Below are 12,408 nucleotides of genomic sequence, written 5' to 3' on the forward strand. Positions count from 1 at the left end.
CAGAGTTCTATTTGTTTGATCTGCCATGCCATGCAACCATGTAGCTTCGGTTTTTTGGCTATATTCTGGAACATTCAACTGATGCATGATTAGTCACCATAAACAGAATCTGCCTAGGCAGATAAATTGTTAAAAAAATCCCCTGATTTACTGAAAACCAGGGCAGACCTTCCGGCTCCCACATAAGACTTGGTACAAATATTTCTAATTGCAATTACTTTGCGGTATTCGCCAGGACTCTTTGCAATAAAAGCTGAAATTGCGCGGTCTCAACCCCGGAAAATCCGTCAAGCAGTTTTTCGTGAACACGCGTCACGATCTCCATGATCTGCGGATACAACTCTTCGCCCTTCGATGTCAATTCTATGTTGATTGTTCTGCGATCCATCGTGCTCCGGACCCGCTTGATAATGTCTTTCTGCTCAATGCGATCAATCAAGCGAGTCATGGCACCAGTATCATAGCCCAGCAATCTGGAGAGTTCCGTCAAGGTTTTCGCCCGTTTATGCGCTATCCCTAGAACCACGATAAATTGCGAGGAAGTAATATTTAGAGGTAGCAATCCTTTCTCAATTTCTGAGAATATCGCGTTACGCGTTTCATTAATCAAGTAGCCCATGCCGCCTCCGTAGAAGTTAACCAATCCGATATCAGTAGCAGCGTCCACAGCAATCTCCTTTGATGTGACTTGATTATACTGCCTAGGCAGATAATGTCAAGGGCAGACATTGTAAAAGGCAGGCATTTGAATTAAGATTGTTTGGCGGAAACCGGATATGATCGATTTCTCCATCGACTACGACGATATTCATTCCCCATGCTTGACGGCGTATCGCTTGATCAATTGCGGACCTTTATCACCGCCGTCGATGAGGGCAGCTTCTCCGCTGCCTCGCGCAAACTGTATAGAGCGCAGTCGGTTATCAGCCAAACCATAAGCAATCTTGAAGAACAGATTGGCGTCGAGCCGTTTGACCGGTCCGGCCGCTATCCAAAACTTACGCCCGCCGGTGTTGTGCTGCTTGCCGACGCGCGAAATATCGTGACAAACGTCGATCTCCTGAAGGCCCGCGCGAAAGGCATAGCGAGCGGATTGGAGCCGGAGCTATCCGTCGTCGTGGACGTCATGTATCCGATTGCCGCGGTGACGCAAGTCGCAAAGGAGTTCAGGCAGCAATATCCCGGTGTTGCGCTGCGCGTCTATGTTGAAGCTTTGGGAGGGGCAATGCAGCCCGTTCTGGATGAACGCTGTAGCGTGGGGATCGTGGGTTCGCTGCCTCATATTCCGCCGAAGATGGCTTATGAGCGCCTTGCCGGCGTGATTTTTCTCATGGTCTGCGCCAGTGACCATCCCTTGGCTTCATACAGAGGGAAGATTCCCAAGGATGTCTTGGCGAGGCACACGCAAATTGTTTTGACGGACCGCTCGGATCTGTCAAAAGGCCGTGAGTTTGGCGTGATGTCGCCTTTGACCTGGCGGCTCGGCGATCTCTTCGCCAAGCATCATTTCCTCTTGAACGGCCTGGGATGGGGCGGTATGCCGCTGCATATCGTGCGCGACGATATCGAAAACGGCCGCTTGTCCGTATTGCGGATCGAAGATTTGCCTCCCGAGGGATTGATTTTGCCAATGTCCGCCATCTGGCAAACATCATCGCCTCCAGGCCCTGCCGGGCGCTGGTTCATCGAGCGCTTGAAGCAAATACCTTCCCCGGCAAGCGCAATTCCTGCAGGAAAAGCGCCAAGCAAAAGCCCTTCCAAGTCAAAGCGGTAGCTGTCCGCTCACGATCATTCGTCGGAATCAGGTCGACGATTTGCATGGTCAGCCTGAAGCGATTCCGGCTCGCCTGATCACCAGGGAACGGGCACGGTAAAACAGCAGCATCTAACCATCTGTTAAGTAGATGGATTACATCTAAATATTTTGTCTATTCAGATGGATTGCCCGGATATATTCTTTCATCAACGCTTCACCTTCAATTCGACACGCGGGTGCATCAAGGTGAGCTTGTCGAGTTGGTGAGAGGCGCGGCAAATCCGATCATGGAACTTATGGCATGGAGAAAAAGATGAACATTCACACACAGCTCGCGCGATCCGAGCGTGAGGATCAGCAACTGCGTCAACAACAGCGCAAGGTGGCATTGCGTACGCGCGGACATGCGCACGGCGCCATTACCCGGTTGGTAAGTCCGGGCGATGTCGGCGAACTGATCAAGCCGTTCGTATTTCTTGACCATTTCGAGGCCGATGCTGCAAACGCGCCCAAGTTTGGATTCCACCCCCATTCCGGCATCGCGACACTGACGCTGATCTTGTCCGGCCAGGCCTTCTACAAGGAAACGACCGGGCGCGAAGGCATTGTCGACACGGGCGGCGTCGAATGGATGCGCGCAAGCAGCGGCGTCTGGCATACCGGCGGGCTACACGGCAACGAGCGCGGCAAAGGATTTCAGCTTTGGGTCGCGATGCCGCCGGAACTCGAATTGGCCGAACCTCACAGCCAGTATCTCGACGCTTCCGTCTTTGAGACAGTTGGACCCGCCCGAATCATCATGGGCGAATATGAAGGACACAAAAGCATTGTCGCTGCGCCGACGGGTATGACGTACCTCGATGTGCGGCTGAAGGCCGGTGAGCGCTGGAGCTTCACTCCTCCCAAAGGCCACGACGTGGCATGGGTTGCCGTTCATGAAGGCGGCGTGTCGGCAACTGAACACATATCCTCAGGTGAACTCGCTGTTTTTGAGGAATCCGAAGACGAAATACATTTTGAAGCCGCTTCCGACACGGGCTTCGTTCTCGGCTCTGCCATTAAGCACCCTTACGATTTGGTCACCGGTCACTACTCCGTTCACACCAATGCTGCGGCACTTTGGCAAGGCGAACGCAACATCGCGCAGCTTGGCCGCCGGCTGCAAGGCCAGGGCGTCCTCAGACTGGCCTGATACCTGCCTACACCATATTTTTCAAAATCGTGAAGGGTGATCAATAGCCTAGAGTCCGGCATCCGCTTGCACCCGTTTGACCAACGCAAAGGAGTCCCTGCATGACCCATTCCATTCACGGCAACAAACGCTGGCTAGCGCTGATCGTTCTGTGCCTCGGCGTGCTCATGATCGTGCTCGATACGACGATCGTGAACGTTGCATTGCCGTCGATCGCCGCGGACCTCGGCTTTACCGAAACCTCGCTGGTGTGGGTGGTCAATGCGTACATGCTTACTTTCGGCGGCTGCCTGCTGCTTGGCGGGCGGCTGGGCGATCTTTACGGCCACCGCAGGCTGTTCCTCGGCGGTATTACGCTGTTCACGCTGGCGTCGCTCGCATGCGGCATGGCTAATTCGCAAATTCTGCTTGTAAGTGCGCGTGCCGTGCAGGGTTTGGGCGGCGCGGTCGTCTCCGCTGTTTCGCTGTCGCTGATCATGAATCTGTTTACCGAGACCGACGAACGGGCCAAAGCGATGGGCGTGTACGGCTTTGTATGCGCGGGGGGCGGCACCATCGGCGTATTGCTCGGCGGTCTGCTGACCAACCTGCTGAGCTGGCACTGGATCTTTCTCGTCAACTTGCCCATTGGCATCGTCGTCTATGCGCTATGCGTCGCGCTCTTGCCGTCCGCACGCGGGCATGCGCATGGCGAACGGCTCGACGTGGCCGGCGCGGTGACGGTGACGGCTTCGCTGATGCTCGCCGTGTACGCGGTCGTGAACGGCAATGAAGCGGGCTGGATCTCGGCGCAGACGCTGGGCCTGCTGTTCGCCGCGCTGGCGCTGTTGGCCGTGTTTCTCGTTATCGAAGCGCGCGTGCAGCATCCGTTGATGCCGCTCGGTCTGTTCCGCTCGCGCAATGTCGCGACTGCCAATGTGGTCGGCGTACTTTGGGCGGCGGCGATGTTCGCGTGGTTCTTCATCTATACGAGACTATTCGGATGATGCTTTTGAAGCCGCAACTTAGACCACGCCGCTTGTTGTCAGGATATGAATCCACGGAATGTCTTCCAATACATCCCGATTCGACCATACTTACGCGTAGCTGGGACGGCACCCATTTTAAGAGCGTTCGGTTTTGCGGTGAGGGGAAGCTGACGCTGCCGCCTTTCGACTGCCACTGTGTCTCCGTTTCTGTCGGGGAGAGTGTAACCATTTTTCAGGACCACGGAGGTATACAACATCAGGGTGAAATGCAGGAGGGACAAGGCTTTATTTTGCCTGCTGGCACAGCAAGTAAGTTTGAATGGCTTTCGGCGTGCAGTTTTCACAGTATCTGTATCGCGCCACAGCTGCTGATACAAGCAGCTGACGAGTCCGGATTCTATCGCCCGGACCTGCTCGAACTGCCCAGCTGTTTTCAGATGCGCGATACAACGATCTCGCACATCTGCTTTGTCATAGCGCAAGAAGCGAAGCTCGCCCCGCATCCAGCGCAAAAGGTGTTGATCAGCTCCTTGGTAGGAGCGCTTGCCTGTCGACTCATCAGTAGTTCCCGCACGCAGACTACGCAGGCGGTGACGTCCCTCGGAGGTTTGGACGCCAGGACACTTGGACGGTTACATGCATATATCGAAGCACATATTGGAGACCAGATCACACTGGATAGTCTTGCTAACGTGGCCGGCATCAGCAGATTCCATTTCTCTAGACTGTTTCGACAGAGCACTGGAGAAAGTGTGATGGGCTATTTACTGCGTTCGCGTATTGAGCATGCAAAAGGGATATTAAGGAACAGCAGCCTATCGGTCGGGCAGGTCGCCCACCAACTGGGATTTTCGGACCAGAGTCACTTTACACGGACGTTTCGGCGGATCACAGGGCTCCCTCCAAAAGAGTTCATGCGACGAAAATAGTATGATGGTTGCAACGGTCTCGGCCTCGAGAAGGCTGGTATGCGGAATTGCGCCTTCGTTTGACCCATCTTTGCGTCTAGCCTGTCACCGGCAGGGCCACAGCTCTGGCTTTACGTTAGAGCGCTCAAAAGCCGTGCACGTATTGCCAATAGGGCAATTAATCTCTTTCTACGATTTGACATAATACTAATTATGCGAAATTGCTATTCCAACCAGCACTAGAATGGAAATTGCCCGTAAGCAACTGTTTACGGGCTTTTTTTATAACCTAGAGGAAATGATGAAATACCCGAATTTGCGTTACGGCAGCCCAGACCAATTGCAATTTTACGCAATGGGCATCCCGCTAAAAACACTCTGCTACCGCTTAAGACGCAGTGAACGCATTGTCAGAGCTTGGCTGTCAGGCGAAAAAAAAATACCGTTTTGGGTACCAGAACTGTTGCGTTTGCAACACATGGAACACGAACACATCCTATGGCAGATGAATATCGCACCCATGCGCGCAAAACTCGGCCTAGTCAACCAGTCTGCACAGATACTGCCATTCACAACAAAATCCGCAACTACCGCCCAGCACATCGATCACGAAAAAGCTGAAGTGATTCAGCATAAATCTGCTCTCTCAAACGACGCGTAGTAACCGGCTCCAAACGAGCGCCGGGTTCGAGATAAACGGGCCTTAACTCAGAATGATTATCTAAGTCCCATTTCAACCCGGCCAGCCTAACTTTTTCCTTTGCGCACTCCAACTCTTTTTGACCAAGGACCAAATCAGAAGTCGGACGAATAACCTGCGAAGAAACTTGAGCATTCACGGAACCCGCAATAACGCATAGCGCCAACAACCAAAAACCACGCATAACTTTCCCATTCGCTGTAACGAAAAAGTTATTTTATAGCAATAATTAGAACGGACACAGGTTTACCACCGGACCAGTCCTAGGCGCTGTAGCGATCCAGACCACCCCCAAGGCGTTATTGCACCACGTCTGGACACCTTCCAGCCCGAACTCAGCAGCGACCGTAAACGCCGTTTGAACAGCCCCGAGCATGTCCGTTGATGCAATTCGCCAGGTGTTCACCTCAGGCAGAACGATGCCATGCGAACGGAAATAACGCTTTTGATTCAACTCACGGCAATCCATCTGCTTCGCCACGTACTTGGCGATATACGCCGCCAGCTTGTGAGCGCCATTCTTACCAAAGCCGAACTTGTGCGGATCACGAACATTCGCTTGACCCATCTGCTCACCCTTCGGACCAAGGCCGACTATCGATTGCCAGATCGAGCGCACCAACACATACGACTGGCGACCATGCACAGCGATATGGAAGTGAATAGCACCCCGCTCTTGCTGCTCGATCACGGCGACATAGTGAAAGTCTTTAACCTTGCCAACACGCCGTGCAAAGGCTTTTAGATGCTTTAGCGCCAAGGCCCGATCCGTCATATTTTCGCGGTAAGTCAACGTCACCAAGCGGTCAGCATTGATTTCCTTGCAGCACAGCCGGACATTCTTTTTTGCACGACGACCGGCCACCTCATCATTGCGCTCACGCTCTTTAGACTCACCACGCTTAGCACGCGGCAAGGCACGCATTTCCGAGCTTATGCAGTACTTTTCTTTGGAGATGGTGATCTCGGACTGTCCGTTCGGAAAAACGCGCTGACGAGCCGTATAGATGTCTTGCCAGCCATGACCGTCATCAGTCCACCAGTGTGGTTTTTCTTGCGAAGGTGTGACGAAAGAACTTGACGACTCATTAGAATCGAGGTGAAATTCAGGCATTCGGTACTCCAGCTGTAACTGGTTTATCGGAGAGCCCGAGGTGTTTCGATCACCTCGGGCTTTTTTTTTGATCTTTTTACTTTCTTACCGGCGCTACCAACACCTCAAGAATGTTGTGATACGAATTAGACTCAATCTCTGAAATAAACCCAGCCTTGAAAGCCATCCAAATAACACCACGCGCATAACCGTCATTGAATTGACCAGAGTCAGCAAGATCGCAAGAAAGAAGATCTTGAATTGCCATGCAAATCTGTTCGGTGACCAGCTCTTTTTCCATACCAAATCTCCATAAATTCAAAAACTGGACTTCAAAAAATCAACCCTGAAAACACCATCTGTCATAGACGTTTGCAGCGGTCATGTTCTTAAGTGTTCGTAATACAAGTTTAGCGGCGCTGGCGCGCCGCTCGTCGTCGTACCTCCGCCGGCGTCGCGCATCTCCACTATCCCGCGCACTCGACACACAGACCATCAGCAACAGGTCAAAAACGATTTTCAGGAGCGAGGGTGAAGAACGTGCAACGCATGCGCCCTATTCCTACCTGATGTGAACTGCACGTCTAAAAATCCCCCTACGACGCTGGAAGCGACTACCTCACCACTCCGCAAAACAGCAACCTGGAGAAACGGGCAATTAACACGCAGGGATATTTTGCCCTGCGGGCCGACTCTGCTCAGCACCACCAAGACGAATACGATCCAGCACCAGAAGAAGCCATTTCGCCAGGTCAACAGGGGTACGTTCGCGCTGCGCCTGACACATCTTCTCAATGCGACCGTGAGCAACCTCAAGGCACGGCGAAAATTCAGGCAAATCCGCCAGCTCAAGACCACAGACATACAACCACGTCGGCTTGGGCGCAGCATGACCAAACCACGACTGCTCAATAAAAAACGTAAAGCCACCAAAAGCATCGAATTCGCCAGGTAGAGGCAATCCCGCAGCGCCCCACAACTTGGAATACTGCGGATGCTCCAGTACACCACCGACCGACCGCACAACATCAACCGCAAAAAGCGCCAGGTCTAATTCGCCAGGTCTAACTTTCGCCAGGTGATGAAAACGCCCCCAGCCACGACACGGCGGATGAGCAATCACAGGTAACGAGCCAACATAGTTTCGCGCATCGCGAGAGACATCATAGACATCACAACCAAGATGCTTGTAGACGGAATTCCGGCGCGTAAATAAAACGGGAAATGAATGGATCATTTGCCTACCACCGATTTAGGCAAGTTACCGCCACGCCTTCCAAGCACACCGTAACCATCCTCCGTCTCAAAACTCACCACAGACGAGCCGGGCGACTTGACAGCCTCAGCCACCGGCTTAGAAGCATTCACCGGCACCGCGCCAGCATTGACGACACCGCCGACCTGGACTTGCTGGCCATGACCGCCCTTATCATCAAAATCCACGAAGTAACCCCGCGCCACGATATCCCGACACAGCAAATCCGGCACATTCATCGGCGTCGACTGTTGCGTAAAACAGCTACAACGATATTTATTGGCGACACAAGCAACCGGTACCGGCGCCGTCGTCGGCTTGGTAATTTCATCATAGCGAGGGGCAGTTTGCGGAAGACCGACAACCCGAGGCGTATGGTCGAACACAAACTGCTTCGCATCATCCATCGCGTTTTTATAAGACGCCTTGACAGCCGCGCCACCAGTGCCAGCGGCACCCACACCACCCGCCTCTGCAACACCGCCCACAACCGCCTCCTGATGCTTCTGTGCCTTGTCTTTGTAACGATGCAGAACGTACGCACCAAACGCGAATACCGACACCACAAACAGACACGCCAACACCAGCTTGACCGGGATCGAGCGCTTGACCGTATGCACCTCAGCGGATTTGTAATACTCATAGACCGCCTTCGGATACTTCCATTTGTGCAGAATCGCAGTCTTGTGACTAGCCGCAGTTTGCGGACTGACATTGGCCGCCGCCCATTCCCAAATATTCGCCCGCTGCATACCGAATTTGCGGATCACATGCAGATGTCGACCACACAACTGGCGCACGAAGTTATCGACCAGACTTGGATGTTGCGTGATGATGAAAATATCGAAGCCGCTATGACGATGCACCGCCAATTTTTCATACCACTCGGGCAGCTTGGAGCCGTTCGGCTTCTTCGGAAAAACGAATTGCGCCTCATCAATAACGATGATTGCGCCAGGTGGAAGACTAGGCCACTCTTCCGGCTTGAACTCAGTCCACGGTAGCTTAAGGTCCTTGATACCCGAGTAGTACACATCGCGGTTTTCTTTCTCTGCATACGCCTTGACATAAAACAGCGCATACAGCGTTTTTCCGTTCCCCGGCAACCCGGTAATGACGGTAATCATTGAAACACCATCTTCTTCAACGAACCACCAATGGCACGCATGGCCAGCGCCGCCGCAATCGCCGAAAACATGATGCTGATGCCCTTGTCAAGCCACAGATAGCCCACCATCCCCAACGCATCGCCCGGTAACGCATTCACACCGGCAATGGCAGACGACTTCATCGCATTGATCGCGACCGTAATCCCGGTATACGTCACGAAGCCTATCCCGAGCGCGAGAATAGCGCGCCCAATAAGCGAACGCATCACCAACGCCAACGCGCCCCACAACATCGGAATGAACACAGCGAACATTTTATTTACCCCTGCAGGACGGATTTGGAAACCAGCATGCACGCTGCAATCAGCGAACAAGCCAGCACGATGTACCGGATAGGCGTGATGTTGGAACACACAGACGAAAAACTGACAGGGATAGCGTGACCGGCCAACGTAATCGACCGATTCGACAGACAGGAGCCGCCACCGAGAAAGCCGGATTGATCCAGCGATTGACCACTCATATCTGTCGTCGTACCCGTCATCGCCGCATTAATTGCCGACTGTTGCGGATCAGTACCGGCCAGCAGATTATTTCCCAATGTCACGGACGCATTCGGTACCAGATTGGCGCAATCATCATCAGCAATCTTGCGCAGAATCGCACCTTGTATCGCATCGCCCTGGACAGCAACCGTCGAGCGCCCACCACTACAACCACCATTCGTAACCTGAGAATTCTGGCAAACATTCAGCATCGGATTCTTGTCACACATGGTCTTTGCCGTACAATCAGAACCCGAACAAGCGCCAGAACCAGACCCGCTCGACCCATCACCAGTACCACCCAAACCACCATCGCTCTTGCCAGGCGTGCCAGCAGTATTATTTCCGGTAGCCGTCCCCGTTTGACAAGTCGCACCGCCACCCCCTGCAGGCGTATTACACGTAGTTGTTTTCGTCGTGGTGGAACCATCTGAATTCGTCGCTGTTGACTTATCAGTCGTAGTCGTTGACCCATCCTGATTCGTCGCAGTTGCCGTTGGTGTCTTTGTCACCGGAGGCGTCTTATCGAGCAAAGGCGTATCAGGAGTAGCCCCTTGACACATAGCAGTACCATCAGACGCAGTACCAATATTAGAAGTTCCAGCAGGACATCCATTCGCAGGATTGGTCGGCTTCGGAGGCGTAGATTTCACGCACTGATTGTTTTCAATGTAATCACCAGCAGGACACACCAGCTTGCTACACGAGCTCAAAGACAGCGCAGCGCCACCATTCGGGCAAGGAACAAGATCAGGCACACAAGCACTCTTAGAATCATGATGCTGGCCAGCCGGACAAGCCGGGATCACACAGGAATCATCTAAATGGGTCTGACCATCGGCACAAGGCGAAGGCCCAGGCGAACAACCATCAATAGTGCCACCAATCACCGTCTGCAAATGCTCATGGGACCCAGCCGCACAAACAGGCACCACACATACACCACCCGTATCAACCTGTCCGCTCGGACAAGCAGCTTCTGTCTGCAAAGTCACCAAATACCCATTAAGACCATGACACGCACCCGAAGAAAACGACAACGACGTACCGTAATACCCACCGGAATTATCATGCCCCGCAGACGAAAAAATCGGATACCACGCATTGCACCAACCCTGACCGCTAGAATTCGGCGCGACAGATGCCATCGTGGGCGCATTCCCGGCAGTATTGGTCGAATAATAATAGGTAGTCGCATGGCCGAACATGCAGACCAGCATCAACAACACACCCCACAAAACGCGTTTCATCACCAACCCCCATGCCGCGTGAAATGATGCACCACCATCATCACCACGGCGATGCAGACGCCCACAAAAATCCGCTTGAGAAAGTAACTCATGCTCTTAGCAATATCCAGAAAGCGCCACACACAGCGGCAATCACAAACAGACCATTCATACATCCCCCGAAGAAAAAAAACGGGAGCCACAGCCCCCGTTATCTGGAACGACAAGCCGTGAAAATTAATGAACGACTTTGCGAATCCACGCAATCGCAGCAATCGCGACCACGACGCCGATGATCAGCGCACCAGCCGCTTGCACATCGGTTGTTGCTTGTGTAGTCGAAGCCGAGATATCGACACCACCAGTAGCCAACGCATTACCGGCAGCCACAGCACTCAATGCAACAGCGCCTGCAACTTGGCGACCATACTTACGCACTTGTTTAAACAGTTTCATTTGATCCACTCCCTTGTTTAACGACAGAAATTACTTGCTTAATACCCCAAGCAGTTGCCCACACCGAGACCAAGCCCGCTGAGATCAAACCGCCATCTTCGGCAGACATGGAGAACAACGAATTTCCAATATCCACCCCGCTTTGCACCACGTACGCACACGTGGATACATCTGTGATCGACGGATCGATTTTGAGCATGTACGACCCGTCAGACTGCAATACTGCTACCGCGCAGGTACTCATACGCCGACACCACAAAACCACCTGTTCAACCGATGCACAGCCACCACCGACAAAGGGAACAGCAGAGGCATCACCAGCAGCATCAGTTGCGCTTTATCGAGTGGCGACATGAATGATCCTTCAAAGAGTAAAGAGATAATTACCAAGACCCGCGTGATACAACTTGGACTTCCCATCCACCCAATCACAAGCACGCTCATACGCACGATGGCCATCGAAGAATTGCGCCACCGCAGGAAGACCGGGAACATTCGGAGCTTGTGAGCAGAAACCGACATAGCCGATGCAATGCTCGAACCCAATGTCATACGGCTCGAATTGCGGCACCACGCCGGACACCACTTGAGGCAAGATCATTTGAACGCCATCGATGCGAGATATCATCACCACTCCCCCGCCATGCCGCCGAGCTTCTTCAGCCAGTACCACGCATGCTCAGCAAAACGCGCATCAGAAGGCCAGCGATTAGCGAAATAAACGACTTCTAAAAATTCATCGCGCCGCTCAGCAACATCAGCACACTTAGTCCGGAGATTAATCAAACGGTCCAAATAGCCCGGCGACATGACGGCAGCCATGATCAAGCAGCCTTAGAAACGCCAGGTGCAACGGCAGCAGGAGTATTCGCAGCCTGCGCTTTTGGAGACATCGGCGTAATCATGTAGACGGCAGATTCAACGCGCTTTTGCTGCGAAATCGAGACCTCGAATTCAACCTCATACATGCCGGGCTGAGTGTCTTTGAAACGTTCCGGCAGAACCAATTCGCCAACCAGAGGCTCTATCACACCGGTATCGCGATTAGCCTTGTGAACGATGCATTGCGCCATGCGCATATCGTAGTCATTGCCGGTTTTTTTCGAGCGACCGGCGACGGTGACAACGTGCAGAATTTGAATAGTGTTTTTCATGGTTTTCTAGCCCCTAGACTGAGTAATTAAATGTGATAAGGTT

Annotated in this window: 15 protein-coding genes and 1 pseudogene; 5 read left to right on the top strand and 11 right to left on the bottom strand. The window is 52.9% G+C overall.

Annotated features, from left to right (window positions below):
• Positions 1 to 214: 214 nt before the first annotated feature.
• Positions 215 to 667, bottom strand: a complete 453-nt coding sequence (locus AC3CHX_RS11365) for a MarR family winged helix-turn-helix transcriptional regulator (protein WP_488644118.1) — start codon at positions 665 to 667, stop codon at positions 215 to 217.
• Between the two features lie 150 nt (positions 668 to 817).
• Between AC3CHX_RS11365 and AC3CHX_RS11370 the strand changes: the two genes are divergently transcribed.
• From AC3CHX_RS11370 to AC3CHX_RS11390, 5 genes and pseudogenes are all read left to right on the top strand, one after another.
• The gene (locus AC3CHX_RS11370; RefSeq protein ID WP_488644119.1) at positions 818 to 1,774 is read left to right on the top strand and encodes a LysR family transcriptional regulator; all 957 of its coding nucleotides are present in this window, start codon (positions 818 to 820) and stop codon (positions 1,772 to 1,774) included.
• Between the two features lie 283 nt (positions 1,775 to 2,057).
• Positions 2,058 to 2,948 (top strand): pirin family protein, encoded by an 891-nt coding sequence (locus AC3CHX_RS11375; RefSeq protein WP_488644120.1) that lies wholly within the window; start codon positions 2,058 to 2,060, stop codon positions 2,946 to 2,948.
• Positions 2,949 to 3,049: 101 nt separating this feature from the next.
• A pseudogene (locus AC3CHX_RS11380) lies at positions 3,050 to 3,913 on the top strand (MFS transporter); the annotation flags it as partial.
• Positions 3,914 to 3,930: 17 nt separating this feature from the next.
• Positions 3,931 to 4,845: a helix-turn-helix domain-containing protein gene (locus AC3CHX_RS11385; RefSeq protein WP_488644121.1), complete on the top strand. Its 915-nt coding sequence runs from the start codon at positions 3,931 to 3,933 to the stop codon at positions 4,843 to 4,845.
• 223 nt (positions 4,846 to 5,068) lie between these two features.
• Complete coding sequence (locus tag AC3CHX_RS11390; protein WP_488644122.1) at positions 5,069 to 5,485, top strand: hypothetical protein; 417 nt, start codon at positions 5,069 to 5,071, stop codon at positions 5,483 to 5,485.
• Between the two features lie 268 nt (positions 5,486 to 5,753).
• On the opposite strand, the gene AC3CHX_RS11395 is transcribed toward AC3CHX_RS11390, so the two are convergent.
• The 10 genes from AC3CHX_RS11395 to AC3CHX_RS11440 all read right to left on the bottom strand — a co-directional run bounded on the left by AC3CHX_RS11395 (position 5,754) and on the right by AC3CHX_RS11440 (position 12,365).
• Positions 5,754 to 6,638 (bottom strand): rolling circle replication-associated protein, encoded by an 885-nt coding sequence (locus tag AC3CHX_RS11395; protein WP_488644123.1) that lies wholly within the window; start codon positions 6,636 to 6,638, stop codon positions 5,754 to 5,756.
• A gap of 76 nt (positions 6,639 to 6,714) precedes the next feature.
• Positions 6,715 to 6,918 carry a hypothetical protein gene (locus AC3CHX_RS11400; RefSeq protein WP_488644124.1) on the bottom strand — a complete coding sequence of 68 codons (204 nt, stop codon included), beginning with the start codon at positions 6,916 to 6,918 and terminating at the stop codon, positions 6,715 to 6,717.
• A 357-nt stretch (positions 6,919 to 7,275) separates the two neighbouring features.
• Complete coding sequence (locus AC3CHX_RS11405) at positions 7,276 to 7,854, bottom strand: hypothetical protein (RefSeq protein ID WP_488644125.1); 579 nt, start codon at positions 7,852 to 7,854, stop codon at positions 7,276 to 7,278.
• Entirely contained in the window at positions 7,851 to 8,999 is a 1,149-nt protein-coding gene (locus tag AC3CHX_RS11410; protein WP_488644126.1) for a zonular occludens toxin domain-containing protein, read from the bottom strand. Before AC3CHX_RS11410 ends, AC3CHX_RS11405 begins: the two co-directional genes overlap by 4 nt.
• Positions 8,996 to 9,295, bottom strand: coding sequence for a DUF2523 family protein (locus AC3CHX_RS11415; RefSeq protein WP_488644127.1), 300 nt, complete (start codon positions 9,293 to 9,295; stop codon positions 8,996 to 8,998). The genes AC3CHX_RS11410 and AC3CHX_RS11415 overlap by 4 nt, the downstream gene beginning before the upstream one ends.
• Positions 9,296 to 9,300: 5 nt before the next feature.
• Positions 9,301 to 9,756 (bottom strand): virulence factor TspB C-terminal domain-related protein, encoded by a 456-nt coding sequence (locus AC3CHX_RS11420; RefSeq protein WP_488644128.1) that lies wholly within the window; start codon positions 9,754 to 9,756, stop codon positions 9,301 to 9,303.
• A 1,236-nt stretch (positions 9,757 to 10,992) separates the two neighbouring features.
• The gene (locus AC3CHX_RS11425) at positions 10,993 to 11,211 is read right to left on the bottom strand and encodes a hypothetical protein (RefSeq protein WP_488629077.1); all 219 of its coding nucleotides are present in this window, start codon (positions 11,209 to 11,211) and stop codon (positions 10,993 to 10,995) included.
• 364 nt (positions 11,212 to 11,575) lie between these two features.
• The gene (locus AC3CHX_RS11430; protein WP_488629078.1) at positions 11,576 to 11,839 is read right to left on the bottom strand and encodes a hypothetical protein; all 264 of its coding nucleotides are present in this window, start codon (positions 11,837 to 11,839) and stop codon (positions 11,576 to 11,578) included.
• Entirely contained in the window at positions 11,839 to 12,033 is a 195-nt protein-coding gene (locus tag AC3CHX_RS11435; RefSeq protein WP_488629079.1) for a hypothetical protein, read from the bottom strand. Before AC3CHX_RS11435 ends, AC3CHX_RS11430 begins: the two co-directional genes overlap by 1 nt.
• A 2-nt stretch (positions 12,034 to 12,035) precedes the next feature.
• Complete coding sequence (locus tag AC3CHX_RS11440) at positions 12,036 to 12,365, bottom strand: hypothetical protein (protein WP_488629080.1); 330 nt, start codon at positions 12,363 to 12,365, stop codon at positions 12,036 to 12,038.
• Positions 12,366 to 12,408 lie beyond the last annotated feature (43 nt).

The sequence above is a fragment of the Glaciimonas sp. OK215 genome, assembly GCF_057787885.1.

Bases quoted from the DNA above. Each gene is read 5' to 3' on its own strand.
- AC3CHX_RS11370 (WP_488644119.1), top strand. From the start codon at position 818: ATGCTTGACGGCGTATCGCTTGATCAATTGCGGACCTTTATCACCGCC.
- AC3CHX_RS11375 (WP_488644120.1), top strand. From the start codon at position 2,058: ATGGAGAAAAAGATGAACATTCACACACAGCTCGCGCGATCCGAGCGT.
- AC3CHX_RS11385 (WP_488644121.1), top strand. From the start codon at position 3,931: ATGATGCTTTTGAAGCCGCAACTTAGACCACGCCGCTTGTTGTCAGGA.
- AC3CHX_RS11390 (WP_488644122.1), top strand. From the start codon at position 5,069: ATGGAAATTGCCCGTAAGCAACTGTTTACGGGCTTTTTTTATAACCTA.
- AC3CHX_RS11395 (WP_488644123.1), bottom strand. From the start codon at position 6,638: ATGCCTGAATTTCACCTCGATTCTAATGAGTCGTCAAGTTCTTTCGTC.
- AC3CHX_RS11400 (WP_488644124.1), bottom strand. From the start codon at position 6,918: ATGGAAAAAGAGCTGGTCACCGAACAGATTTGCATGGCAATTCAAGAT.
- AC3CHX_RS11405 (WP_488644125.1), bottom strand. From the start codon at position 7,854: ATGATCCATTCATTTCCCGTTTTATTTACGCGCCGGAATTCCGTCTAC.
- AC3CHX_RS11410 (WP_488644126.1), bottom strand. From the start codon at position 8,999: ATGATTACCGTCATTACCGGGTTGCCGGGGAACGGAAAAACGCTGTAT.
- AC3CHX_RS11415 (WP_488644127.1), bottom strand. From the start codon at position 9,295: ATGTTCGCTGTGTTCATTCCGATGTTGTGGGGCGCGTTGGCGTTGGTG.
- AC3CHX_RS11420 (WP_488644128.1), bottom strand. From the start codon at position 9,756: ATGTGTGACAAGAATCCGATGCTGAATGTTTGCCAGAATTCTCAGGTT.
- AC3CHX_RS11425 (WP_488629077.1), bottom strand. From the start codon at position 11,211: ATGAAACTGTTTAAACAAGTGCGTAAGTATGGTCGCCAAGTTGCAGGC.
- AC3CHX_RS11430 (WP_488629078.1), bottom strand. From the start codon at position 11,839: ATGATATCTCGCATCGATGGCGTTCAAATGATCTTGCCTCAAGTGGTG.
- AC3CHX_RS11435 (WP_488629079.1), bottom strand. From the start codon at position 12,033: ATGGCTGCCGTCATGTCGCCGGGCTATTTGGACCGTTTGATTAATCTC.
- AC3CHX_RS11440 (WP_488629080.1), bottom strand. From the start codon at position 12,365: ATGAAAAACACTATTCAAATTCTGCACGTTGTCACCGTCGCCGGTCGC.